Annotated in this window: 21 protein-coding genes; 9 read left to right on the forward strand and 12 right to left on the reverse strand. The window is 58.4% G+C overall.

Going from position 1 to position 26,268, the window contains the following annotated elements; genetic code table 11:
* The first annotated feature begins 13 nt into the window (after positions 1–13).
* The 3 genes from PQR67_RS13505 (at position 14) to PQR67_RS13515 (ending at position 2,505) form a co-directional block, all read left to right on the forward strand.
* Positions 14–208 (forward strand): hypothetical protein, encoded by a 195-nt coding sequence (locus tag PQR67_RS13505; protein ID WP_408459539.1) that lies wholly within the window; start codon positions 14–16, stop codon positions 206–208.
* A 219-nt stretch (positions 209–427) separates the two neighbouring features.
* Positions 428–2,197, forward strand: coding sequence for a hypothetical protein (locus PQR67_RS13510; RefSeq protein ID WP_408459542.1), 1,770 nt, complete (start codon positions 428–430; stop codon positions 2,195–2,197).
* Positions 2,198–2,262: 65 nt separating this feature from the next.
* Positions 2,263–2,505 (forward strand): hypothetical protein, encoded by a 243-nt coding sequence (locus PQR67_RS13515; protein ID WP_408459545.1) that lies wholly within the window; start codon positions 2,263–2,265, stop codon positions 2,503–2,505.
* Positions 2,506–2,933: 428 nt separating this feature from the next.
* Here the strand turns inward: PQR67_RS13515 and PQR67_RS13520 are convergent, their stop codons facing one another.
* The 7 genes from PQR67_RS13520 to PQR67_RS13550 form a co-directional block, all read right to left on the reverse strand.
* The gene (locus PQR67_RS13520) at positions 2,934–3,095 is read right to left on the reverse strand and encodes a hypothetical protein (protein WP_408459548.1); all 162 of its coding nucleotides are present in this window, start codon (positions 3,093–3,095) and stop codon (positions 2,934–2,936) included.
* Between the two features lie 257 nt (positions 3,096–3,352).
* Positions 3,353–4,777, reverse strand: coding sequence for a TolC family protein (locus PQR67_RS13525; RefSeq protein WP_408459551.1), 1,425 nt, complete (start codon positions 4,775–4,777; stop codon positions 3,353–3,355).
* A 152-nt stretch (positions 4,778–4,929) separates the two neighbouring features.
* Positions 4,930–5,988: an NHL repeat-containing protein gene (locus PQR67_RS13530; RefSeq protein WP_408459553.1), complete on the reverse strand. Its 1,059-nt coding sequence runs from the start codon at positions 5,986–5,988 to the stop codon at positions 4,930–4,932.
* Between the two features lie 270 nt (positions 5,989–6,258).
* Positions 6,259–7,677: an HlyD family type I secretion periplasmic adaptor subunit gene (locus tag PQR67_RS13535; protein WP_408459556.1), complete on the reverse strand. Its 1,419-nt coding sequence runs from the start codon at positions 7,675–7,677 to the stop codon at positions 6,259–6,261.
* Positions 7,678–7,685: 8 nt separating this feature from the next.
* Complete coding sequence (locus PQR67_RS13540) at positions 7,686–9,827, reverse strand: type I secretion system permease/ATPase (RefSeq protein ID WP_408459559.1); 2,142 nt, start codon at positions 9,825–9,827, stop codon at positions 7,686–7,688.
* 124 nt (positions 9,828–9,951) lie between these two features.
* Positions 9,952–12,948 (reverse strand): beta strand repeat-containing protein, encoded by a 2,997-nt coding sequence (locus PQR67_RS13545; protein ID WP_408459562.1) that lies wholly within the window; start codon positions 12,946–12,948, stop codon positions 9,952–9,954.
* A 126-nt stretch (positions 12,949–13,074) separates the two neighbouring features.
* Entirely contained in the window at positions 13,075–14,106 is a 1,032-nt protein-coding gene (locus tag PQR67_RS13550; RefSeq protein WP_408459565.1) for a formylglycine-generating enzyme family protein, read from the reverse strand.
* Positions 14,107–15,874: 1,768 nt separating this feature from the next.
* On the opposite strand from PQR67_RS13550, the gene PQR67_RS13555 reads away from it, so the two are divergent.
* The 6 genes from PQR67_RS13555 to PQR67_RS13580 all read left to right on the forward strand — a co-directional run bounded on the left by PQR67_RS13555 (position 15,875) and on the right by PQR67_RS13580 (position 21,093).
* Positions 15,875–16,549, forward strand: coding sequence for a CsgG/HfaB family protein (locus PQR67_RS13555; RefSeq protein ID WP_408459568.1), 675 nt, complete (start codon positions 15,875–15,877; stop codon positions 16,547–16,549).
* A gap of 70 nt (positions 16,550–16,619) precedes the next feature.
* The gene (locus PQR67_RS13560) at positions 16,620–16,988 is read left to right on the forward strand and encodes a DUF4810 domain-containing protein (RefSeq protein WP_408459570.1); all 369 of its coding nucleotides are present in this window, start codon (positions 16,620–16,622) and stop codon (positions 16,986–16,988) included.
* A gap of 14 nt (positions 16,989–17,002) precedes the next feature.
* Positions 17,003–17,668, forward strand: a complete 666-nt coding sequence (locus PQR67_RS13565; protein WP_408459573.1) for a DUF799 domain-containing protein — start codon at positions 17,003–17,005, stop codon at positions 17,666–17,668.
* A 403-nt stretch (positions 17,669–18,071) separates the two neighbouring features.
* Complete coding sequence (locus tag PQR67_RS13570) at positions 18,072–19,010, forward strand: glycosyltransferase family 2 protein (protein WP_408459575.1); 939 nt, start codon at positions 18,072–18,074, stop codon at positions 19,008–19,010.
* A complete protein-coding gene (locus tag PQR67_RS13575) occupies positions 19,007–19,393 on the forward strand; it encodes a GtrA family protein (RefSeq protein ID WP_408459578.1) in 387 nt (128 codons plus the stop codon). Before PQR67_RS13570 ends, PQR67_RS13575 begins: the two co-directional genes overlap by 4 nt.
* Positions 19,394–19,533: 140 nt before the next feature.
* Positions 19,534–21,093: a hypothetical protein gene (locus PQR67_RS13580; RefSeq protein ID WP_408459581.1), complete on the forward strand. Its 1,560-nt coding sequence runs from the start codon at positions 19,534–19,536 to the stop codon at positions 21,091–21,093.
* A gap of 78 nt (positions 21,094–21,171) precedes the next feature.
* Here the strand turns inward: PQR67_RS13580 and PQR67_RS13585 are convergent, their stop codons facing one another.
* The 5 genes from PQR67_RS13585 to PQR67_RS13605 form a co-directional block, all read right to left on the reverse strand.
* Positions 21,172–22,296 (reverse strand): serine hydrolase domain-containing protein, encoded by a 1,125-nt coding sequence (locus PQR67_RS13585; protein WP_408459583.1) that lies wholly within the window; start codon positions 22,294–22,296, stop codon positions 21,172–21,174.
* A gap of 151 nt (positions 22,297–22,447) precedes the next feature.
* On the reverse strand, positions 22,448–22,852 hold the full coding sequence (locus tag PQR67_RS13590; protein ID WP_408459586.1) for a DUF2471 domain-containing protein: 405 nt from the start codon (positions 22,850–22,852) through the stop codon (positions 22,448–22,450).
* Between the two features lie 38 nt (positions 22,853–22,890).
* On the reverse strand, positions 22,891–23,172 hold the full coding sequence (locus tag PQR67_RS13595; protein ID WP_408459589.1) for a CppA family protein: 282 nt from the start codon (positions 23,170–23,172) through the stop codon (positions 22,891–22,893).
* A gap of 159 nt (positions 23,173–23,331) precedes the next feature.
* Positions 23,332–24,765 (reverse strand): MFS transporter, encoded by a 1,434-nt coding sequence (locus PQR67_RS13600; protein ID WP_408459592.1) that lies wholly within the window; start codon positions 24,763–24,765, stop codon positions 23,332–23,334.
* 23 nt (positions 24,766–24,788) lie between these two features.
* Positions 24,789–26,246 (reverse strand): N-acyl-D-amino-acid deacylase family protein, encoded by a 1,458-nt coding sequence (locus PQR67_RS13605; protein ID WP_408459820.1) that lies wholly within the window; start codon positions 26,244–26,246, stop codon positions 24,789–24,791.
* Positions 26,247–26,268 lie beyond the last annotated feature (22 nt).

Here is a 26,268-nt window from a genome sequence, read left to right on the forward strand (position 1 = left end):
AACGACGCTGGAAATGACCGCAATTCTTGCTCGCATGTCTGGCGTCGACCAGCAGGAGGCGCGAGGTGAGGTGCTTTTCTACCAGGGCGCGTACTGGAAGTTCGTTAAAGGAAGTGCGGCCGGAGCCAGCTCTGCGCTTGTCGAGCTTAACCAGCTTGCGCCCTACGGAAGTATCGAATGGATCTACGGTCAACGCGTGCTGCAGTGAGTGATGCGCCATGACCGTTGCCCGGAATTCCTTCGGATAGTTCCTGGCCAGGTCAGCGTCCTCCATACCTTCGTTTTTGCGCGCAACACAAGGGGGAAAGCGGAGACGAAGGCGAAGCATCGGCACCGCGCAATCTCGAGGCATAGGGCCGATGCGGCCGGTCAAGGGCGTCTCGCAGATGTGCAGGCCCGCTTCGACGACGCCCGCTTCGGTGCCTTCTTGCCGCAGGCAACGGAGCATCACCTTGAAGACTTGAGCGTGCGCGTGAAGCCGTTGTCGATCGTGGTCTCGATCGACAACGCCGGCACGCGTGCCGGACGCGATCTGAACATTGCGAGCCAGCAGGACACCAACACCTACGACAGCAAGCAGACGAGTGCTGGTATCCAGATGAGCCTGTGCATCCCGCCGATCTGCTATGGCACGACGGTTCAGGGTTCGGCGAGCATGAGCGATCAGACCATCAAGGACCGATACCAGTCGGTTAACCAGCAAAGCGGTTTCTTTGCAGGTAATGGCGGTTACAACATCAACGTCGGCAGCCATACGCAACTGGACGGTGGGGCGATCGCCAGCACGGCGAGCGCCGACAGGAACACGCTGTCGACGCAGACGTTCGGCTTCACGAATCTGCAGAATACGGCGAGTTACTCAGGTTCGTCGCTTGGTTTTAGCGCGAGCGGCGCGGCGGGTATGAGCACACCTAACGGTGTCAGTTTCACGCCGCCAGTGAAGGCCGCCAACAACGCGCCGGGGCCGGCGAACTCGGCAGGATTCGGGCCGAGCGGGTTCGGTACAGCGGGGACGAGTAGCGATGCCTCGGGCACGACGTATGCCGCGGTGAGTCAGGGGAAAATTACGGTTCGTGGCGATGCAGGGACTGGTCGCGACAGTACCGAGGGCTTGAGCCGCGACACGGCGAATGCGAATGGCTCGGCGCAGAACACGTTCGACGCGCAAAAGGTCCGCAACGACATGGCGATCCAGCAGGCTACCGCGCAGGTGGGCATGCAGGTGGTGGGGGATGTGGCGACGGCGCTCGAGAGTAGCGCGAGGGACGAGGTGAAGGGGGCGCAGTCGCGACTGGATGCTGCAAAGGCAGCCGGTGACGATGCCGGTGCGCAACAGGCCCAGGCGGATCTTGAAGCGGCGAAGACGCAGCTGACGTTGTGGGCTAACGACGGAGCGGCCCGGATTGGCGCACACGCGGTCGTGGCAGCGGTCTGCGCTGCACTGGGCGGTGGGAACGTGCTTGGCGCGGCAGGTGGCACGGTGGCTGGCGACGTGGTTGGCAATGCGGTGAGCAACGCGCTACCGGACAAGTTGGGTAGCAATATTTTGTCGAATATTGCGGCTGGCGCGGCCGGCGCTGCGGCGGGCGGGGCATTGGGTGGGTCGTCGGGGGCGATGAGTGGGGCAAATGGGGCGCTGGGCGCGGATCTCTACAACCGGCAGTTGCATCCGGATGAAAAAGCGGCGATTCACGCGAAAGCCAATGGCGACACTGCAGAAGAGAAACGCCTGACTGCCGCCGCCTGCTACGAGGTGCAATGCTGGGCGCAGTACTCGCCGTCCAGCGACGAATGGGCGGCGAACTACGTGAGCCCGGAGCAGGCTGCAAAGCTCGGTCCGGAAATGCAGTGGGTGCAGAACCAGAATGCATCGAACGGGCTGTTTAATTACACGCTCTCGCAGCAGTGGTTGGATACCGCGAGCAGTCAGGTGAATATGGCGGTGCGTGGTGCGACGAACCTGGCAGACCAGTTTGCAGTATTGATGAAAGCTGGCGCTCAGGCAAAGATGTCAGAATCCGCAGTGAGCCTGATAGCCCAAGGCACCGCGAACGGGCTGAACGCGGTTATTGGCGTGGGAGGTGGGCAGCCGCCTGCGGCGAGTCCGGGGATGGTATTGGTCGATTCGATGGTCGAACAAGAATTGAAGAGGAATATTAATGAAAGTTTCCGAGATCTTGAGTCAAGAGGGGCCTGAATTCGATTGACCTTGATGCGACGATTGAGGGGGTGTTTGTTATGGAGCGTGGTGTAGGATATTTTGTGGAAACGATCGATGATATAGAAAACAAACATTGTGCTGTAGTTGTTGATCATGATGGTTTGGAAAAATGTTTGCTTTCGAGTGTGCCTGCTTATGGCGGCGGTAAGTATAGCTACTGCGATCAAGCAGAAGTTTCAGGGATCGTTAAAGAGATCGGAGGTTCTGATTTCCCCCGCGTCATTGGACAAATTCGCAAGCTCACAATCTATAAATACGGAGGGCCGATGAGTGTCATGCTATGAAGTGTGTGACGCGAGCCGATGGTTCTGACGGCCCTGCGGTCCTCGCGCGTGGACCAATTGCGTTCTTCGTAGTATTGGGATCAGGCGCGAGCACTTGTTGGACGTTGGCGCGCTTAAGGTATCAAGTGCATTAAGGTCAGGGAAGGGCAGACTGCGGGATCGAAAACGGTCAGCGTCGCAATTGCTCGACGTACTGGGCGTCGGCGGCGCATGGATGGTGATGTGGGCTACCGGGTGAGCGGTGCATGATTGGAGATTCGTGTCGGTCATGGTCGATTTCTGTGGTGAGTTGGTGGTGGTCTGGCACAACAATCAACGTGACTTAACAAGACCAAATGTCAAAAAACACTAACCACACTAACCATCGCTACCACTCTCGCGTCAATGCTCGCATTGACCGGCTGTGCCCATCGGCGTGCTCCGGCGGACTAGACCGCCGTGGGGCAGCAAGAGACGCGGGCACTCCAGGCGGAAAACGCCACCGACCCGAATGCAGCGAAGCTGACGTTCACCTCCAGCGGAATGTCGATGGCCGTCGAGTACTGAACGAGCATGTCGACGCAGGCTTGCAGCGGTTTCGAGTCGGTCACGATCGAGTCAATTTACCTGGGGGCCGATACGAGGCCCAGCAGCTTTAACATGACACCCACCATTGGTATCGGACGTCTAGTAACGCGCCTGGAAGTTGAGGTGGAGAGTCGGGACATTGAGATTGGTAAGCAGATCGGACGGATTTTGTGCGATGTAGCCCCCAATGGGGGCTGGGCGAGGAAGCAGTGAGCTTTAATTCCTACACGATTGCAACATCGGCGTAAGGGGTGCGCTCCCTGGGTTGATGCCGGAACATTCAGTCGCCGGCAATCTGTCGCATGTCCAATTTGCCCAGCTTTGCCGCAAGCTGGATTTTCGCGTTATGCCAGTTGGTCAACGCCTGTATCCGTCGCTCCTGGGCGTTGGCGAGCGCGGTCTGCGTATTCAGCAGCTCAAGAATGCTACTCACGCCAGCCTTGTAGCGACGCTCGGCAGCGTCGTATGACTGCGTGGCGACGTCGAGCATCGAAAAGCTGTTCGTCACATTCTGCGTGGCTGTCTTTAACGCGCGATAGCTGGTCCAGACATCCAGCGCTACCTGCTGCTGCACTTCGTCGACAGCATCGCTTTGCCGTTCGGCTTCAGCCTCGGCTTGGTGGATCTGATAGTGGCGGGTCAGCCCTTCGAACAACGGGATGCTCAACTGCACTCCGATATACACATCATGCCCGGTCGCCGGATACGTCGGAATGCCGAGTCCCAGACTCGCCGGCTGATTGTTGCGGCTGTACTTGCCGACGAGACTCAGGCTGGGTAACCCTTCAGCGCGCGTTTGACTGACTTTCGCCGTTGCCGCGTCGAATTCCGCTTGGGCGGCAATGACGCCCGGATGGGTGCGTTTAGCATCGGCGATCAGTTCCGTCACCGATTTATTGAATACCTCATCGGGCGGCGTCGTTTCGGTCACGGGTGGCACGGCAAGCGGCACGTTCGGATCGAGCCCGATGTCGGAAGCGAGTGTGCCGAGCGCCGCATCAACGTCACCTTCTGCCTTCGTGCGGTTAAAGACAGCCTGTTCGTGCTGCGTTTTTGCCTGAAGCACGTCGGTGATCGGCGCGACGTTTCGGTTGACCCGCATGCTGGCCGCTGCCAAGCTGTCACTGGCCGTTTTCTCAACATTGCGCGCCGCATCGAGCGAACCCTCGGCTGCCTGCGCGGCATAGTAGTCTTTGGCGACGGTCGCGAACTCGGTCTGCAGCGTAGCATCCTGTGTGGCACGCGCGGCGGCCAGCAATTCCGATGCATTCCTGAGTGCGGCCGATCGCGCGCCGAAATCGTATAGCACCCAGTTCAACGAAACGCTTTCTGAGCGCACGGTCGCGGTCGTGCTGGAACTCAGTTGAGGCTGGCCCGTGACGTCCGTCGCCGAGCTATCCCGTACGCCCTGCCACGATGCCGAGACCGTCGGCAGGTAGGCGGCACGCCCGGCACCGACGGCCGCCGCACGCGCCTTGACGTCGGCCCATGCCTCGCGCGTTTTGGGGTTATTACACAAGCCGCGCTCGACCGCTTCAGCCAACATCAACGGACTGCCGATCGATGTGAATTGACAGGGGCTGATGCTGCCGATAAGCCCTGCACTGGCCGTCGCAGAAATATTGCGTTCGGCCAGCAACGGATCGATGGCGAACGCATGCGCGTGCGCGGCCAGCATTGCGGCCGTGCTGACATATCGCAGCACGCTTTTCGCGTGATTTGCCCCAATTGCACCTGATACCTTACGGGTCGGCTCACTGGCGGCACTGGCGGCACCGGCGTCCCGGCGCACCCGTGGCCAGCGCAATATCAATGAACGCGTCCTATCGACGTAAGAAAGCATTTTCAACGTCCGAGTCACTGATTCGGGAACGCGATCTTGAAGATCTGCGCTCCGCGTCCTTGCGTAGCGGCATAAAGGCTACTGCTGCTGTCGCTGGCCAGCGAGTTGATAAGGTCCGCGGGGGTCGTGGACGGAAGCGAAACGACGCTACCATCGCTGGCGATACGGTCGATTACCTGACATCCCGACGTGTAGACGCTTCCCGACTTGTCTACAGCGATTGTGCCTGCCGCTGACAACTGGCTGGCGATCGTCGTCACTGTGCGGCCCGGCGCAATTTTTCGAACCGTGTCGATACTTCTCACGTACAGATTGTCGTTGCTGTCAATTGCCCGATTGGATACCCCCGTGAAACTGACGGCAGTACCTGCACCGTCCTGATTGCCGCTGGTACCACTGCCGGCAAAGACCGTCCAGGTGTTGCTGCCGATATTGAACTTCGCGATACGGTCGTTCACGCTGTCTGCCAGAAACAGCGCTCCCTTGCGGTCCATCACGAGACCGCCAAAGCCAGTCGATGAAGTGACGCTGGGGTTTTCCCAGTTCGCGAACAGTTGCTGGGAAACGCCGGACGTCAAGAAGTCATACAGAGACGCTCCCCATGTGACCGGCGAGGTACCATTGACCGACCCGCCGCCAGACCCATATACATTTCTGGCCGGGTCTATAGCAACGCCGTCCCAGCAGCCCTGGTTCGTCAGTGTTGTGACCACCCCCGCCTGCTTCACCTTCCGCAGGGCGCATCCATCGAACAGGACAACGTTACCAGACGAGTCAATCGCAAGCCGGCCGCCGCCCCAGAAAACGGCGGCTGCTCCTGTCCCGTCGACATGGGCCGCGTCTGCGGCCGCAGAACCAGCTAGGCTGGTGACAGAGAGCTGAACATTACCGGAGGTCGACGCTGTTGTAACAACATTGGTCGCAGGGCCTGTGGCACTGGCAGACACCGTAACGAACACGCCTGCCTGAACATATACAGTATTCGACGACCCACTAACGGTAGTGAACGTGCCGTTCGGTCCTCCAGTAATGACGGTTCCAGCAGGCACGTACACGGTCATGTTTGCCTTCATCTGTATGCCGACTCCCGGCGCCAGCGTGGCAGATGCGGAGGACGAAGTCGATGTGGTAGATGCGGTGGAACCAGAGTTGATAGATCCCCCGCCACACGCATTTAGAAGTACGCCGAACGACAGCGCGAAAACTGCACGTAGAAAAATCCGCATGTAAGTTGCTCTTCTTTGTATATGACTAGAGTCGGCGGCGAACTGCGTCGACTCCAGTCATGCTGCTAATTTCCGAGCCGTCACGCCATACTGGCGGGTGCCGGACCATATATGTGCTCAGCGTTCCCGCATGCTTTCCTGCGCGCCCTCGACAAGCGGTCCCATGAGGTACTGCGCGACGCTTTGTTTGCCTGTCTTGATTTCCGCGCTCACGGACATGCCCGGTGTGAGCGCGATCCACTTCTTTTCGATCCGCATCCGGTTGGTCGCCAGGCGAATACGTGCGGTGAATGCCAGCCCGAGCTTTTTATCCTGTACCGCGTCGTTTGATAGCGACACGACTTCCCCTTCCAGCATCCCGTAGCGGGTGTACGGAAACGCGTCGAGCTTGACCGCCGCGCGCTGGCCGACGTTGACAAAACCGATGTCCCTGTTCTCGATGGTCGCCTCGACCTCAAGCGCATCATCTGGCACGACCTCCAGCAGTGCCTGAGCGGTTGTCACAACACCACCGAGCGTATGCACCGCAAGCTGCTGCACCGTGCCAGAGACGGGTGCGGTCAGACTCAGGAGCGCTGCGCGGGTGTGCGCCTTGGTCTCGTCATTTCGGCTCTGTCTGAGTTGCTCGTCAGCTTTCCCCAGTTCATCAAGCTGCTCACGTCCGAACTGCGACGTCGTGGCCTCAATTTCTGCACGCTGCTCCGCAATTCCGGCTGCAAGTTCGTGCGCGTGACTCTGCTGCGCAGCGAGGTCATGTTCCTTGTCCAACGCGGTCTGTTCCTTGTCCAGATAGTCGTTCGGGGCCACGTACTTGCCGACTGACAAGGCCTTGTAATCGTTGGCCTGTGCTCTGGCGAGTGGCGAAGTCGCGGCAAGTCCTGCGATCTGCTGACGCGTGCTGTCGAGTTCAGCCTCACGCTTTGCCAGTTCGGCGCGGGCTGCGGTCAGCTTGTCCCGATATTCCCGATACGTGCCCTCTGCCTGCCGCTGCGCTTCCTGTTGACGCTCACCCGGAGCGCCGTCAACGCGTGCAACCTGAGGCGATGCGCTGGTTCGCCGCGCGTCCAGCAGTGCCTGCGCCCGGGCTGCCGCGAGTGCGGCGTCCAGCCTCGCTGACTTCGCCTTGTCCTCATCAGCGGCCGCCTGCGCGGTGTCGAGTTTCAACAGAAGCTGCCCGGCGATAACCCTCTGTCCGTCCTGCACTGCGATCTCGCGTACCACGCCAGTCGTCGCGGGCTGGATAACCTTGACGCGCGCATTCGGAACGAGCTTACCCTTGGCGCTCACAACAATATCGAGCCGGCCGAAGATCATGAGACTCAGCGTGAGAATCGCTAGCGCCACGATGACGCGGATCGCCCGAAGGGGCGCGGGATGAACGGGTGTCTCTGTGAGCTCAAGATGCGCGGGCTGAAACGCCAGTTCGTACTCGAGCCTCTCGCGCGTATCGAGTTGCTGGCGGATCGACCAGGCGCTGCGCCAGACCGAGGCATAGCGTCGGCACAGATCGAGCAAGGCCTGAAAGCGGATAAGCATGTCGGTCCTCATCCGTTCTGCAACGAAATGAGGTGCGCGTAGTAGCCACGCATGCCCAGCAGTTCATCATGCAGACCCTGCTCGACAATTTTCCCCTTGTCCATGGCGACGATCTGGTCGGCGTGGCGAACAGCCGTCAGCCGGTGCGCGATGATGATGACCGTGCGGTTCGCGCAGATCGCCTTCATGTTGTTCTGGATGATGCGTTCCGTCTCGAAGTCGAGTGCGCTCGTTGCTTCGTCAAAAATCAGGATGCGCGGATTGGTTAGCAACGCCCGAGCGATGGCGAGTCGCTGCCGCTGTCCGCCCGACAGGTTTGAGCCGTGTTCGCCGACGATGGTGTCGTAGCCTTGCGCCAGTTCGCAGATGAAGTCGTGCGCCCCAGCCAGCTTCGCGACATGGATCACGGATTCGAGCGGCGTGCCCGGATCGGTTAGCGCGATGTTCTCGCGCACCGACCGGTTAAAGAGCAGGTTTTCCTGCAGGACGACGCCAATCTGCCGGCGCAGCCACACCGGGTCGGCCAGGGCGAGATCGATGCCGTCGATGCGCACCGTCCCGTGGTCCGGCAGGTAAAGCCGTTGCAACAGCTTCGTGAGGGTGCTTTTGCCCGATCCCGAGCGGCCGACAATGCCGATCACCTGTCCGGCGCGAATATCCAGCGAAACACCGTCGAGTATCGGGGGGCCGTCGGGCCGGTACCGGAAACGGATGTTCTCAAAACGGATGTCGCCCTGAATGGCCGGCAGTGCCTGACGGCTCGGCGGGACTTCGGTGCGCGAGTTGAGAATATCGCCCAGCCGGTTCATCGAGATACCGATCTGCTGGAAATCCTGCCATAGCTGGGCAAGCCGCAGCACGGGGGACGCAACGCGCTGCGACATCATGTTGAAAGCTATCAGCGCGCCCACGGTCAGCCTGCCGTCAATCACGAAGCGTGCACCGAAAACAAGCGTGGCGAGCGTTACCAGCTTGCCGACGTACTGGATGAGCTGCTGACCAATATTGCCAAGCTGGGTCACGCGAAAGCCCGCAGCCACGTAAGCGGCGAGCTGTGACTCCCACCGCTTGATGAACTGCGGCTCGACAGCCATCGATTTGACCGTCTCGGCCCCGGACACCAGTTCGACGAGAAACGATTGATTGTCCGCGCCGCGCGCGAATTTCTCATTCAGGCGGCGGCGTAACGCAGGTACGAGCATGGCGGAGATGCCTGCATAGATTGGTAGCGACAGGGCGACGATGAGCGTCAGCCAGACGCTATAGATGCACATCACGGCAAGAAACACGACCGAGAAAACCAGATCGATGACGGCGGTGAGCGCCTGACCGGTCAGGAAGTTGCGGATGTTTTCCAGTTCGCGTACACGTGCTACCGTATCGCCGACACGGCGTGCCATGAAATAGTCGAGTGGCAGCGTAATAAGGTGGCGCATTAGCCGCGCCCCGAGTTCTACGTCGATGCGGTTAGTCGTATGAGAAAACACGAAATTGCGCAGCGCGGTGAGCATGACCTCGAAGGTTGCGCTGAGGAAGAGGGCGATCGCGACGACGGTCAGTGTGTTGTAGGTGCGATTGACCAGCACTTTGTCCATCACCACCTGAAACATCAGCGGCGAGACAAGACCGAAGATTTGCAGGATCAGCGAGACCCCGAGTACTTCGAGCAGCAGACGCCGGTATTTGACGATCGCGGGAATGAACCACGAGAAGTCAAAGCGAGCCAGTTCACCGGCCAGCGCCGCCCGGGAAGTGAACAGGATCATCCGGTCGGTAGTGCGCGCAGCCAGTGTGTCGAGCGGTACAACAGTGGGGGCGGTCGCATCGGCTTCGAAGACCAGCAATGTTTTGCCGTCGCACTTCGCAATGATGAAATGGCGGCCGGTCTTATCCAGTGCAAGAGCCGGCAGCGCCACGCGATCGAGGCGCTCGGGCCGAAGCGGCACGATTCTCGCCTTCAGTCCAAGCGAGCGGGCACTGAGCACCAGGGCATCGCTGTCAAATGCCTCGCCGCCTTTGCCTGCCGCGTGTCGTAACTGTGCAGCACTGGCCGCGACGCCGTGAAAGCGCGCAATGATGACCAGGCATGCCAGCGCCGGATCAACATCGGGCGGGGGCGCGGGTTGATCGGTTGAGTCGTGCACATTCACTTTTTATTTACATCCTCTGCATTGCGCGCGATCATGGCCAGCGCAGGAAAAAGCGCACTCAATGTGGGCGAGCCGCATCCGCGATGTGCGAGATCGCGGATGCGCGGGCCAATCGAAGGTGGCGTCAGTGTGCGCTTGCTGCCAGCATCGATTCCTGCGTGGCCGCAGCACTGACCAGAACTGAACTTGCCGCCGGCTGGGCGCCGTACGATGCCATGCCAGCAATCAGTTTGTTGATCTGGATGTCCGCCAGACCCGCGTCCGCTGCCGGTGCGCTTTGCGTGGCGTTTGGATTGAACATCAGGTTGACGCCCGCGATATCGCCCGTATTGCCGTTCGCGTAGGTGAACGTGCTCTCGACCAGAATCTGATTGCCGTTGCTGTTCTGATCGACCTGTGTGCCGTTCAGATTGATCGACGCGATGCCGAGTTGATCCAGGTTATATAGCTGGCCACTTTGAAATTCGCCAGTGCCGGTTGTATCGACCCAAACCTTAAGGCTGTTCCACAATGCGTCGCTCGCCGTGAGTGAGTCGTCGACTGAGCCGTCGACCTGTTGTGCCAGTCCTTGCAAGGCCCCGAAGCCTGCCACGAGCTGACTGTCCTGCGTCACGACCGTAGTGTTGGCAGCGTCATTCGGGTCGTAGACGATATAACCTTCGCCCGCCGTGCCCCAGCCGGTCTGTACCTTCTGCCCGTTATTCTGCATATCGAACGATACAGGGGACGCAGACAGCGCGGTCGTTTCGACCGACCCTCCGTTCAGATTGAGCATTAGCGGATCGTCGGCAGTCCCGCATACAACTATGTTATAGGTGCCATCAGGGTTGTAGCCCGTCCCGGAGCAATCGTCTAAGGGAAGATCATATCCGGGCAGTTGACCTGCAATATTAGGATCGCCATTCCAAACCCCTCCGTTCGTGAAGGAACCACCAGTTCCACCTACGCCCGGATTGTAGTCGGGAAAATAGACTCCGGGAGTTGACGGCGCCGCAGGGTTCAGCGGGCCGTACGTGCCGGAGAGTGAGGCACCGGATACATAGGAATAGGCATTGGGGTTGTTGTAGGAAACGGCATTGTTCGAGGTCACAAAGTTGCCGGTGGTGTCATTGAGATCGATCTTCTGGTTACTTGCGATGATCGTATTGCCGGTACCTCGAACCACGATGTCCGCCTGGACGACCGGGTTCGACGAGAGCAGCGTTGCTGCATCAATCGTGTTTCCGTTCCCGTAGATGTAGATGGTCTGGCCCATGTTCTGGCTACCGAGTTGAATCACACTGTCTGTCGCATTGATCGTGTTATTTACGCCATTATCAAGCACGACTGAATTGGATCCAGCGTAGAGCATGTTTCCGGTGCCGTTGATTGCAACGGCACTATTGGAGCCCGAGTTGATTGAGTTACCCGAACCCAATAGCGTGAGGGCCGTATTCGCCCCCGTATTGATGGTCGAACTTGTCGCAGTCACCTGATAGCCATTGCCATCAAGCAGGTCGAGAGTTTTACCCGTACCGGCAAGATTGACGACATCGTTGCCGCCAGAAATCTTGACGCCGTTACCTTGGACATTAGCTGTGCCGTTGTTGCCGAGCAGGTTCAGGTTGGCATTCGTCGCGGTGGCAAACGCATCGGCGACGTCGTTCGTACCCGTGACGCTCACGGTGTCATTGGCACCCAGTGCGTTTCCGAAATTCCCACTACCGGCCAGGTTATCCGTGTCGTTGTTGCCGAACAGGTTCAGGTTGGCATTTGTCGCGGTGGCAAATGCATTGGCGACGTCGTTCGTACCCGTGACGCTCACGGTGTCATTGGCACCCAGTGCGTTTCCGAAATTTCCACTGCCGGCCAGGTTATCTGTGTCATTGTTGCCGAACAGGTTCAGGTTGGCATTTGTCGCGGTGGCAAACGCATTGGCGACGTCGTTCGTACCCGTGACGCTCACGGTGTCATTGGCACCCAGTGCGTTTCCGAAATTTCCACTGCCGGCCAGGTTATCTGTGTCGTTGTTGCCGAACAGGTTGAGGTTGGCATTCGTCGCGGTGGCAAACGCATTGGCGACGTCGTTCGTACCCGTGACGCTCACGGTGTCATTGGCACCCAGTGCGTTTCCGAAATTTCCACTGCCGGCCAGGTTATCTGCGTCGTTATTGCCGAACAGGTTCAGGTTGGCATTCGTCGCGGTGGTAAACGCATTGGCGACGTCGTTGGTACCCGTGACGCTTACCGTATCACTGGCGCCCAGTGCGTTTCCGACACTCCCATTGCCGGCCAGGTTATCCGTATCATTGTTGCCGTTCAAGATCGCGGAATCGCTGCTGCCGGAGTCATTGACGGTTGTGCCTGTTCCAGTCACGGTTGTGCTGTTCGAGGACCCGCTTACGTTCAGGCTGGCGTTACTGCCTGCTGTAAGCATGTTCGAACTCCCCGCTACGGTAGCGCTGACACCGTTGGCGATATTGACCTGAAAGCCGTTGACGTCGGAGACGACGCCTTGTCCGCTTACGTATTCGGCGTCGGTCGCACCGTTCATGGCCAATAAAACGCCGCTTGTCTGAACGCCTTGCGTGTTCTCTTCGTTGTACTGGAAGGCAGTTGCCCCGCCGAGAGTACTGGTATTTTCAACTAAAGTATCGCCGGCTTGGCCCGGCATGACGATCACAGCGTTACCGTTTGGATCGTTCATGTCGAGTTGTTGCATCTGAGTGCTTTCTTCGAGCGCGCCACCCATTAGGGCTTCGCTAACCGACCCGAGATAGTTCGTTAGCCAATTAGCAGCGCCTATCGTCACCTGCGCGCCGGCGGCCACCCCTCCGAGTATGTCGGCCGCACCTGCAATGTAGCCGAACACTTGCGCTGCGGGACCACTAACGCCTGCGGCAGCTGTTGCGGCCGCGCCTGTAACGCTAGATACATCGGATATCAGCCCAGCCATGGCTTCAGCTTGTTCGCCGGTGTTGCCGCTTGCGAGAGCGTTTTGGTAGGCGGCTAGATCGGTTTGGTAGCTTGCCATACCGCTTATGTACCCCGTGCCCCGGGAAATAGCGGAGTAGCCAGGAGCTTCTGAAAATGCTGTAGCCGCTGATGTAAGGCTGGTTGCTGCGGTTACGACGTCATCCATTGAACCGTTGCCAGAAGCAACGTTTTTCACCGCAGTCGTGAAACTGCTCCATGCACCAACAAAAGTCGCAGCGCTCGCACTAGTTTGAATTACGGTTAATCCGGGCATTTTCCTCTACCTTTGAGATTAGTTGGATAAATTAGTGACTAAGCGAAACCCCAAGGTGCTCTCGCGAACGCTTGTTTTGAAGGCAAGTCGACTGGCTGATCGGACGCCAAACGGTACGGTCACCCAGCTTGCTCCACGTACAACCTTCATCCGACAGTCTGGGGCGCCTACAGCAGGCGGAGCAGGAAGAGAATCGTGATATCCAATGTGCGAGCAATCTGATACCCATTGATAGGCGTTGCCCAGCATGTCGAAGAGGCCCCACGGGTTCGATTTGAACGATCCGACCGGAGCCGTGTGTGCGTAACCATCGTCACAGTTCACATGTGGCCCATCGGGCCCAGCCTTTTCTTCCGACAGATCACGTGCATTTTCGTATGCACATTGCTGAGTCCTATCGCTGCCCCAATACATTGGAGTGGTTGTCCCAGCTCTTGCAGCGTATTCCCATTCTTCCTCCGTAGGGAGGCGATAAGATTTCAATTTCGCGGTTGATATTTTTGAGTTAATCCACGCTATAAATTTCTGAGCATCGTCCCACGAGACGCAGACTACAGGGTCTTGGTCCGTCTGCTTGAATCCCGGGTTTTGCCAGTCTGCATCAGCATCGAATACCCAGCCGTATCCCTTGAATATTTTGCAGCCCTTTCCGGAAAAGCCAGTTTCTTTGGCAAAAAAAGAAAACTGATGCTTGGTTACACTAAATTTGGAAATTGCAAATGATTTAACGCTAACTTGATGTTGAGGCGATTCATACGAGTACATGGACTGGTACCCCTTCGCTCCAAGAAATTCCTCGGTAGTAGCTCCCATAGAATAGCTACCTGATTGAAGCACGACCATTTCCGAACATGCATCACAGTCCTTGAAGTGTCGAAGCTGAGTACCTTCGGATCCTAGTGCATTCGCTGCGATCGCAGCAGTCGGCGCTAGTGAAATTAGCAGAAGGAAGCGACTCGAACGTCTGAGTTTCGATAGAAAGTACATCGCCAAGAGCTTTACCAAAACTGCTCTATAACTGTAGGGAGAAGATAGGAAACCTAATTTCATTGAGATCCCTTTAAACTTTTATTTCCGGCAGCTTCGCTCGGAGCGTCAGCTAGCAAGACTTGGAAGGTGATGCGGTAGGTCATCCTGCCAGCATCGTTCGAACAATTGCTGGACTTCGTCGGGGATGCCAATGGCACTACGTTACGCTCGGTATCTGGTCAAGGCCGCTAACGGTATAAATTCTTACGGTCAGATTAAGGGGGATCATTTAACGCCATAAAAAATTTTGATAATCTAATGCGATAAATTGACAAGCAGTAATCTAGGTCGGATCCCCAAACAGCACCGGTTTTGCTTCGTCTTTCAGACATGGCGAGCCTGCGTCGTTTTGATAATTTCATTTGTTTCGGGTGATTTCAGCGGGGCCTACCACTCGTGAAATCGGATGTTCGCAAGATTCCCTGCCTGTGGCTTCAGAGCTCGCTGCCATAGGCATTCATGGTCTCGCCGCCTCCGATCAGACTCGACACATTACCACTGCCTGACATGTCGCTGGCGCCGAGGGAACTACTGGTGTCGCTGATGTCTATCTGGCACGACACGTCAACCTGTTTGACTTGGCGTCCCAATTTCGGGTGCCTACGCGGAAATTTCATCTTGACCTGCACGTCGTCGGTTAGCTAACGCGTTCTCGAAGCGGCACGATTATCCTACGATGATTTTTTGAATTTATAATGTAATAAATATGAATATAAATTGTAATGTTTTGACATATTTCAATTAGTTTCGTTAGTAAGTAATAGTAACGATGAGGGGGAAGTAAAGCAGACTCGCAACATTTTGTCCAGAGAAATTCAAAACCTGAATCCTCGGGGTTTATTCCGTGTTGCCCGCGGTGTGGGCTAGTTTGGGGCCGGGCGCTGGCGCGTGCAGTTGTGTGCCGCGCAGCCTGCAGCGAAGAGTTCATTTGGCAGTCTCTGACCCGCCTGCGCGCTTCGCTTGTGGGGTGGATTTAATGCAGGGGTAGGCGCAGGCATCAGGCCCACGCCACAAGCCGCTCATGGTGAATTCTGACGCGTTGAAATGGTGCGTTTTGATGCGCGGCTGGTGCGCTTTGACGCAAGGGGTGAAACAGGAGAGGTGCGTTCCGATGAGGAGCCGGGGCTTATCCGGTAGGGCCACAGGGAAAAGGTAGCGGGTGTAACCGGGACATAAAAAACCCGCCTAAACCGATGATGTCAAATAACCCAAGCTACTCCCGTCTTTAATGCGCAATGACTAAACAGCATTGCGCAATCACAGAAAACGCAGCGCGCGCCACTAAAGTTTTTTAAAAAACTGCCGATAAGGCGGCTAAGTTGTTGAGTAAAAATCCAAAATAAGCGGTTCCACCGGCCGCACCGAAGAGGCCCGCGCGTGCGTCTGCATGTCGGGAACGATAACTATGCAACGCCGAAACAATGGACGCGAGTGCAGTCACGTCCTGAGCGCATTCCGATGCTCGCAAATCACATGCGCCGCAAGCACCAATATTTGCCAGCTCACTCATGGCGGGCCATGTAGCTGCGCCTGACGGTCGTAACGGTCGCCGTACCTCTCGCGCCATGGCGTCCCATTGTCGTCGCCTCCTAGGCGGTCGCTTTGCAGTCTTCGAACGCCGTCTCATCCGCTGCACTCAAGCTTCGACGACCCCATGCCAAAACGCGGTTCGACGAGCTGTGCGCACGGCCGGAAAACTGCGTCCCGCTTAAACGCCAGTAACCGCCGCGCTCTGTACCGAGCGCAAACACTCAACCCTTCATAACAGTTCCATCAAGCAGGAAAGTCAATGAATTCGACCAGAAAGTACGGTGTAGTACTCGCCGCCGCCATCGTCGCATTGAGCGGTTGTGCAACGGAATCGTCACGCTCGTTGCCCATCGCGCCCGCCGCCAGCGTCCAGAAACCGGCTGTCGGCAAACCGGTGCAGATCGCGGTTGGCAAGTTCGACAACCGTTCGAGCTATATGCGCGGCATCTTCTCGGATGGCGTCGACCGCCTGGGCGGCCAGTCCAAAACCATCCTGATCACCTCGCTTCAACAAAGCGGACGCTTCAACGTGCTCGATCGCGACAACCTCGACGAAATCCGTCAGGAAGCGGGCTTCACGAAGAAGGCCCAGTCGATCAAGGGCGCGAACTATGTCATCACCGGCGACGTGACCGAATTCGGCCGCAAGGAAGTCGGCGATCACCAGCTCTTCGGCATCCTCGGTAGCGGCAAGAACCAGGTGGCGTACGCGAAGGTGAGCCTCAATGTGGTCGATACGACGACCTCCGAAGTCGTGGCATCGAGCCAGGGCGCGGGCGAGTTCAGCCTGTCCAACCGCGAAATCATCGGCTTCGGCGGCACGGCCAGCTACGACTCCACGCTGAACGGCAAAGTGCTCGAGCTCGCGATCCAGGAAGCGGTCAATCATCTGTCCGACCAGGTCGACGCCGGCGCACTCAAACCCGCGCCATAAGCGGGACACGCGACCGTATTCAATCCATCACTCAAGCTTGATCAAAACAACTACGTAAACGGGGTTTTACATGAAATACACCGGCCGGATTCGGGGAATCTGCCTGCCAGTCGCGGCAGCGACGCTGCTGCTCGCGGGATGTGCGAACACTGCAACACCGCCGCTCTATCAATGGAACGGCTATCAGCCGGCGGTCTACGACTACCTGAAGGGCGACAAAGCCCCGCAGGCGCAGATCGATGCACTCGAAAAGGCAGTGCAGGAGATTAGCGCGAAGGGCAACACGCCGCCGCCGGGCTTCCATGCGCAATTGGGCATGCTGTACGCGACTGTCGGCAACGACACCCAGGCCATGCAGGAATTCGACGCCGAGAAACAACTGTTTCCGGAATCGTCGACCTATATGGATTTCCTGATGAAGAAGCCGAAACAACAATAAGCGAGCCAGTCGACATGTCCAAGTTCCTTTCTTTCAAACTCTGGTTTGCCCTGTCCACAGTCGCGCTGCTCGCAGCGTGCGCGCAGCCCGTGCGGCACGCCGATTACACGGCCTTCAAGAATGCGCGTCCGCGCTCGATCCTCATCCTGCCGCCGGATAACTCCACTACCGACGTGCAGGCGTCGAACAGCCTGATGTCGCAGATGACCTATCCGATCGCCGAAGCGGGCTACTACGTGGTGCCGGTCGCGGTTATGGAAGAGACGTTCAAGCAGAACGGCCTGACGACCGCCGGCGATATCCAGCAGACGTCACCCGCCAAACTGCGCGAAATTTTCGGCGCCGACGCGGTGCTGTATTCGAAGATCACGCAATTCGGCACGTCGTACCGCGTGCTGGACAGTGCGACGGTGGTGTCGGCATCGGCAAAGCTCGTCGATCTGAAATCGGGTGATGTGCTCTGGAAAGGCAGCGCGACGGCCAGCAGTAACGAAGGCAATAACAGTAGCGGCGGCGGCCTGATCGGCATGCTGGTGGTGGCGGCGATCAAGCAGATCTCGAACTCGCTGACCGATAAGAGCCACGATATCGCCGGTATCACGAGTTATCGCCTGCTGCATGCCGGACCGCCGAGCGGCCTGCTCTATGGCCCGCGGTCGCCGAAATTCGGCACGGACTAATTGTCCGGGAGAGGGGGCGCACCGGCGGGTAGGGCCGATTCGTGTTCCCGTCTGGCTGGGGTGGATGGTGCCGCGCATCAGCGTCGAACGAGGTGCGCACGGATGCAATAGCCGGGCAACCCGGTGACGCGATAGCCTCCGTGGCGCCTTGCGGGAACGCCGGAATCCCCGCTGGCTATGGCGGCGCAGCCCGCTGGCGGTGGCTTGCCGGCGCGCGCAACGAAGTCCGCGAACTTCGTTGCGCGTGGCGAGGGGGGTCTCTATACTCGTACGCTCGCTCGTAGGGATCAGGCAGACAGTCGGCGATAATAGACATGCTCCGTCGCCTTGCCGGTCGACCGCTACCGCCGGCCCGGCGGATCATCCCGTCGTCTGATCGACCTTTTACCCCAGCCTAAATCGAATGACCGCATTGTCCACCGGCCGAGTCGCCGTCCTGATTCCCTGCCTCAACGAAGCGTTGACGGTTCCGAAAGTGATACGCGACTTCAAGCACGCGTTGCCCGGAGCCGAAGTGTTCGTTTTCGATAACAATTCCACCGATGGAACCATCGAAGTGGCGCAGGCGGCAGGCGCAACGGTGCGCAAAGTCACTCTGGGAGGCAAGGGCAACGTCATCCGGCGTATGTTCGCCGATGTGGAGGCGGATGTTTATGTGCTCGTCGACGGTGACGATACCTACGACGCCGACGCAGCCCCCGGGATGGTCTCGATGCTCATCGACGAAAGCCTCGATATGGTTGTCGGAACCCGTATCAGTGAAGAGCAGTCCGCATACCGATTCGGTCACCGGTTTGGCAATGTTATGTTGACCCGATGCGTCTCGTCGGTCTTCGGCAACACATTCACGGACATGCTTTCAGGTTTTCGCGTTTTCTCCCGGCGCTATGTCAAGTCCTTCCCGGCGCATGCGTCCGGCTTCGAAACCGAAACCGAACTGACCGTGCATGCCCTGGAACTCCGGATGCCTGTTTCGGAAGTGGCCACCGTTTACAGGTCGCGCCCGGAAGGCTCCACCAGCAAGCTGAATACTTACCGTGACGGCTTTCGTATTCTCGTCACCATCGCGAAGCTCCTGAAATCAGAGAAGCCGTTTCTGTTTTTCTCCTCAGCCTCGCTGGTTTGCGCGCTCGCTTCAATCCTGTTCGCGATACCGCTCTTGCAGACCTATCTGGAGACGGGGCTCGTGCCGCGCTTGCCGACCGCATTGCTTTGCGCGGCGCTCATGCTGCTCGGTAGCATTCTGCTCGTTTGCGGCATCGTACTCGACACCGTCACGCACGGCCGGGCCGAGACGAAGCGCATGGCTTATCTCGCGGTTCCCGGTCCAAACCGTTCGTGATCGGTCGTCAATTCGTTCGCTTCGCGATCGCTGGCGGAATCGGCTTCGTTGTTGACGCGGCCGTCCTGTATCTGGCCCTGGCCTGCGGGCTCGGCTTTTTTGCGGGGCGAATTGTGTCGTTCATGGCCGCTGTCTGGGTGACGTGGCGCATCAACAGGCGGCACACCTTTCGCGATCGAGCCGAGAGGTCCGTGTGGGTCGAATGGTGGCGCTATCTATTTTCCATGCTCGGCGGCGCCAGTGTGAACTATGCAGCGTATTCAGTCGTTGTGCTGACCGTTCAAGGATCGCGGCTGGTGCCTTTGATTGCCGTGGCTTGCGGCTCTGTCGCCGGCATGCTCGTCAATTTCTTTGCCGCAAAATTCTGGGCATTCAAAGAATAGCCTGATCATTTGTTACGTAAAACGAAATGAATAGAAATTCCACCACGCGCAGGCACTGGTCTCTCACGCCGAGTATGAACAGCCCTCGCGCTCTGGTGAGAGCATGCTGGATCGTACCGCTGATGTACGGTATCTATTCGTTGCTGCAGGGTTCGGATTCGAATTGGGATGTTCGCAACTATCATCTCTACAACGCGTTTGCGTTGCTGCACGGAAAGATGGCCATCGATCTGGCGCCCGCCGGCATGCAGAGCTATTTCAACCCGGTGCTGGATGTTCCCTATTACCTGATGGCGATGCACCTGCCGGGGATGCTGGTGGGGTTCGTGATGGGTGTTCTGCAGGGCCTCAACTTTGTGCTGCTGCTTGGCGTGTGCCTTCGGGTGCTTGCCGGCCTGCCGGAGCAGGAGCGGTATCGGACGCCGTTCTGGCTGGCGCTCGCCGGATGCTTTACGGCGAACTTCATGTCGGGGATCGGCAATTCGATGGGCGACAACACAACGTCGCTTTTCTGCCTGGGCGCACTGCTGATCGTAATGACGGTTTGGTCCCGGCTAGCCGAGGTGAGCGCGCGCGTCCTGTTGACCGTAGCAATCGGCGGCGTGGTCTCCGGCCTGGGTGCCGGGTTGAAGCTCACCACCGTCGTCTATTCAGTCGCTCTGTGCGGGGGGCTGCTGTTTGCCCCAATATCGGCGATTGCACGCCTGCGCGTGGCGTTTGTCTTCGGTGTTGGTGTGCTGCTGGGTCTGGCGGCGACGGGTGGGTATTGGTTCCTGGAGTTGTGGCGACTGTATGGGAATCCTGTCTATCCGCAATACAGTGCCATCTTCCCGAGCGCACTGACGTCGAGCGTCGGGGCCGTGGATACCAAGTGGCTTCCAAACAGCATCTGGGAAGCTCTGGTTTTCCCGTTCGTCTTTTCGTTTAATCCGCACCGCGTGGGCCAGGTGGAGTTGCATCAAGTAATCTGGGCGGCAGCGTACGTCATCTTCGGGTGGTGGGTAATCGCAGCTTTTGTCCGCGGACGCAAGGGCGCGCCCGTGCCGAGCCTGCCGTCGCCAGCCCGCTATGTGGTGGCCTATGTCGTCATTGGGTACCTTGTGTGGATGAAGGCGTTTAGCATTCAGCGGTATCTGGTGGCAATCGAGCTTTGCGTTCCTCTTTTCATTTATTTGTTGCTCACGCAGGTGCTCGCCTATCGCGTTGCGCGGAAAGTGGCGGGTGTGTTGCTGGTACTGAGTTCTATCGGGGTGCTCGTTGGGGGTGCCCATTCCTGGGGGCATGAGCCTTGGGCGAACAGAATGTTCGTCGCAGACGTGCCGCAGTTGCCCGCGCCGCAGAACACGACCGTGTTGCTCACCGCGGGCGATCCGCCTCTCGGCTGGCTGGTGCCGATGTTCCCCGATACGGTTGCATTTGCCTCGATCAGGTCGGCGTTCCCGGCGGCGCGACCAGCATACGACAACAAGATTCACGATATCGTCAGGACCCGGGGCGGACCCGTGTACGCGCTAGTGCCGGGTTACTGGACCGACGGCCGGGAAGATGCAGCGAAGAATTCGGCTGAACTCGCCGACTCCGGTCAAGCGTTAGCCGACTACGGATTCGTGCTCGACCCTGGTTCGTGCAGGATTTTTCAGGCACATATCGGAAGAGGCGTGTATCCGTATCAATGGTGCCGCGTCGCTAGCGCACGGTGACGAATCGAGTTCGGGGCATCGCAACGCACCAGCCACTTCGTCACCTGATGCGATTGACAGGTCACTCCACGCCGGCGCTCAGTGTGAAACGCTTGCCGCAAGCTGTTTGAAGATTTCCTCGGCAAGATTAAGGTTCCGCGCTCCTCCCGACACGCTCGCGTTCACGGCAACAACGATTGTGGTGGTGGAGGCAGGATCGTAAAACGTCGCAATCTGAAAGCCCAGACCAGAGCCCGTGTGGCCCCACCAGCTGTCCAGGATGCCTATGCCGAGGCCATAGCGGTCGTATGTCGGCCCATTGGTCACCGTTCGGGAGCGCGCGATTTGCTCATCGCGAAGTTCAGTGCCAATCAGGCGGCCCTGCCCCAGTGCAAGCGCCCAGATCTGCAGATCATCCACGGTTGACGTCATTGCCCCCGAGGCCGCGAGCGCGGTTGGATTGATCAGTGGAAGCGGCGTGAGGCTGTGATCATCAACGTTCAGGTCGTAGGGCGTTGGATGAGGATCAGGTAACGCAACCGCCATAGGGTACGCCGTGTGCGTCAAATTCAGCGGGCCAAGAATCCCGCTTTGCAGCACGGTTGAAAATGACTGACCCGTCACTGTCTCGACGACCCTGCCGAGCAGGACAGTGTTCGTGTTGCAGTACTGATACTCCGCGCCCGGTGCGAATACTGGCGAGGCAGGAATGGCGAAATCGACCAGTTGCGTTTCGGTGAAGGCCTGCGTGACGTCCGATATGAACGCCTGGCGGAATGCCGGGGTCGCCGAGTAATCGGCGATACCGGTTTGCATGCCTGCCAGGTCGGCGAGCGTAATTGACTGACCATTCGGAATGCCAGGAACAAATGTCTCAAGCACGGAATCGAGCGTCACGAGCCCGTTACGCACAAGTTCAAGAACAAGTGTTGCGGTAAAGGACTTGGTGACGCTGCGGATGGGGAAAAACGAATCTGGATTGAACGGAACTTGCCCAGCCACGTCCGCATAGCCAAAGGCCTGTTTCCATTCGGGCTGGCCAGGCATGCGTACACTCGCGACGACGCCGGGAATGCCGTACTGGGTGATCGTCTGCTGCACCGCAAGCTGGAATTGCGAGGCCCTGGAGACGGAAACGTCACCACCTGAGCAGGCGCCAAGTAACGGAGAGGCGATGCAAGCCCCGCCGTACTTCAGGAAAACCCTGCGGCCGATTGGTGACATGTCAAGATTTCCACGCCCGTTACGAAAGAGCGATTTCGCCATCCCCATCACGACATCATGTTATATCCGCGTGCGCGCCAGCGGTGCCGGTTGTTGCTCAAAGAGATTGCCGGACACTGGAATATAACGGCCAACGGCCGATATCGGCGCATTAGTCCTGAGTGGCCATGTCGGTAGCGTCGGCCTGTACCAGCGCACGCACGAGCAGGTAGACGGCAGGCAGGTTGTCGTCGTCACGTCGCCAGTCGACGGGTTCGTCGAGATCCATCCCGGACAAACGACTGTCCTCAAAGCGGACAAACGTCGAGCGTACTGTCTCGTTGTGCCGCGCCAGGAAGCCCCGATTCTCAAAGACCTGTTCGTCGATTGTCAGCAGCGTGCGCCAGGTCGGCAACCGCGCGCTACTTGAGTAACGGCGGCGGCCATTGTCGAGGTGACGACCTGCGACCGTGGCAATGATCTGCTGGAGATCGAGCGAAGCGCTGCGGAGTGCGCGTTCGAGGGCGACAGGAGGGATGTCGTGGACGTCCATATCAAGAGCAGAGTCGTTAGTCATACTGTTGTCTTCCTGAGGAATTGCGGCAACTCTCAGCGTCAAAGCTGATGCTTCAGCAATGTCTGGTTTCGCTGTGCCAACAACTGCCGGATCTGGGCAAGATAGTTATCACCGACCGTGCAGTCTTCAACAGGCCGGCTATGTTGATGAGGCGTTGGCGGCCGTACGCCGAGATAGCGGCACACCACGGACAGGTACGGTTTGCCGTTGCCTCCCAGATGTCGCGCAGCAGCGGCCACGCGTACGTCGCCGACGTGCTTGCGCAACCACTCAAGCGTTTCGCGGTCACCGTCGTTCAAGATGCGGATGAGTTGGTTCATGGCCGATCCTGTATATAAAAACAGTACTGTGAATTTATACAGTATTTGGCCGGGACGCAAGTTAATTCGCAGGATGTCGGATTGGGCGGAAAGGGCAATGCGAACTGGGCGCGAATCCCCACGTTCAGGATGCGCGCTCATTTAAAGGGACGTGAAAGCCTATTGCCCGCCAGCGGGGCCGGCCACCGTCAACTTGACCGGGTTCCCTTGCAAGCGACCGCTCAGCGCAAGCAGACCCAGCGCGGAGAATAGAACGACAACAGCGATCGCAAGGAATGCGTAATCAAGTGAACCGGTGACCTGTTTGATCCAGCCCATCGCCGTCGGGCTTGCCAGGCCACCGAGCAACCCAATCGAATTGACAAATGCGAACCCGCCTGGCGCTGCGTTGGTTGCAAAGTATTCCGATGGAATAGTCCAGAACACTCCGTAAGCTGCGTAAATGCAACCCGTTGCCAGAGAAACGCAGACCATCGATAGCGCAAAATTTCCGTGAAAGCGGACCATGATTGCCAGTAGCACGGCTGCGAGAACGGCTGGAAATGCGCTGTGGCGGATCCGCTCCCTGCGAATGTCCGAGCGACGCGCCAGGACGTACATGAGCACAACCGCCGTGGCGTATGGGATGGCACCGAATAGACCTGTCTCCAGCAAGTTGCCCGCACCCGCGTTCGCAATGAAAGTGGGCATCCAGAAGGTGATCGCATACAGGCCGCAAATGAATCCAAAATAGCAGAGCGACATCGCATACACGACCGGGTCGCGAAACGGACTGGAGTACGTTCGTTCGATGCAAGGCGCCGGTCGCTCAAGGCTCGACATAATGGCTAGCTTCTCTGCGTCGCTGAGCCAACGGGCTTCGGCGGGGCGATTGGGCAGGGTTGCATAAGCAATGAGCCCGAGCAATATCGGCGGCAGACCTTCGATGACGAACATCCACTGGTAGCCCATCAAGCCAGCTTTACCGTCCATGTAGGTCATGATCAGTGTCGAAAGCGGTGCTCCGATAACTCCCGCAAGGGCAGTTGAACTAATGAACATCGCGAGGACACTTCCTATCTGCCGCGGGCCAAACCAGAGCGTGAGGTAGAACAGGATTCCGGGTGCCAGACCGGCCTCAAAGACGCCGAGTAGAAAGCGCATTATTTGCAGCGACGTCGCCCCCACGACAAAGCTCGTTGCGACCGAGACGACTCCCCAAAGAATCAGAATGCGGCCGAACGTGCGGCGCGCACCGATGCGCGCGAGTAGCAGGTTGCTCGGAACCTCGAAGAGCACATACCCCACGAAAAAGACACCAGCGGCCAGCCCGTACGCAGCATCGCTCAGGCCAAGCGCGTGCGATAGCTGTTGCTTAGCAAAACTAATATTGATTCTGTCGAGATAGGCGAAGATATAGCAGACAAACAGGAATGGAATCAACCGCACAACGGACTTTCTATGTGCGCGTTCAGCGACGGAGAATTCGTTTCGAGTGGATGTCATGGCGGACCGGCGGAGGTTCGGAAAGAGGGACATGGCGTTGACGGCGAGTTTGCTGACAAACGCGATGCAAGGTGTGTTTTCCATACTGACGAGCAGCCGGCAACCCATGGGTTTTACGCCAGTTGCGCAAGCTATTCCGTGGCAGCCAACGCGCCGGCACGCGCGCCGGTATGTTCGCCGTTCGCCCATGTTTTTACCCCACCGACAAACACTGCGGCTATGCCGTCCGACGGTTTGGTTGGGTGTTCAAAGTTGGCGCGATCGGCGATTTTGTTTGCGTCGAATACCACGATGTCGGCGTGATATCCGCGCTCCAGCTTGCCTCGGCCCGCCAGGCCGAAATTGCTGGCAGGGAGCCCGGTCATCTTCCAGACGGCCCGTTCGAGTGGAAACAACGCGACGTCGCGCACGTAGTGCCCGAGTACGCGGGCAAACGTGCCCCAAAGCCGCGGGTGAGGTCGCGCACCGACCTGCAAACCGTCAGAGCCGATCATCGTGTGCTCGAAGCGTAGGATTTCGCGTACGTCCTCCTCGCTCATGAAATGGTAGGTTGCGGTCCCCGGCTGCAGACGGCGCGCGGCTTCCTCGCGGCTGGTGCCCCACGCTTCGGCCACTTCGGCGAGAGTCTGCCCAACGCATTCCGGATGTGGTTCGCTCGACGCAATCACAATGCGACCCTCGTGCACGAAGCTGTCGCTACGGATCATCGAGGATCCGGCGGTGTAGGGGTAGCAGTCGAGAGACACACACTGATGGCGCATGGCGTTGCGAATGTGCGGGAGCGTCAGGCGCGATTTGCCGAAATTACGCTCGCACATTATCTTGTGATGCGAAAGGATCACCTGCACGCCCAGTTGCCGGCCGATGTCGAGCGCTTCATCGATCGACTCCATGACATAGTCTCCTTCGTCACGAATATGAGTGGCGAAGACACCCTTGTGCGACGCCAGCGGAGCGCCCACACCGACAATCTCCGCCGCCGTGGCAGCAGCGGCGGGTGGATAAAACGTGCCGCTAGACAAGCCGATAGCGCCGGCGTCCAGTGCGTCTGCGAGCATCGAAGACATCAGGCTGATCTCGTCGGCGCTTGCAGAGCGCGAGAGGTCTGCCATTGCAAACACACGCAGCGTTGTATGACCGACGAGTGCCGCCACGTTTACTGCGGATGGCCGCGTATTCACCGCCTCGATAAACCCTGCAAAACAGTCGAAGCGCCCTGAAGCGGGAAGCGCGAGCAGGTTAAGCGGATCGGGTAGCGCGCATTCGTCGCGCAGGGGCGCGCTGCTGATTCCGCAGTTTCCGGTGATCACTGTCGTTACCCCTTGCGACACCTTGCTGCTCATCTCCGGCGACGCAAAGATGGCCTCATCATCATGTGTATGTGCGTCGATGAAGCCGGGGGCGACAATCAGACCAGACGCGTCGAGCGAATCGTGTGCGCGAGCGGCCGACAATGTGCCGATGGCCGCTATCTTCCCGTCGATAATGCCGATGTCCGCGTCGAAGCGCGGGTTGCCCGTCCCGTCGATGAGCGTCCCGCTGTGTATCAGGAGATCGAATTCCGGGGAGTATTTTGTTTTACTTGTCATGTTCAGTCTCAGGGAGCAGGAA

Origin of the sequence: Paraburkholderia fungorum, assembly GCF_046026025.1 — a bacterium.
GTDB lineage: Bacteria > Pseudomonadota > Gammaproteobacteria > Burkholderiales > Burkholderiaceae > Paraburkholderia > Paraburkholderia fungorum_E.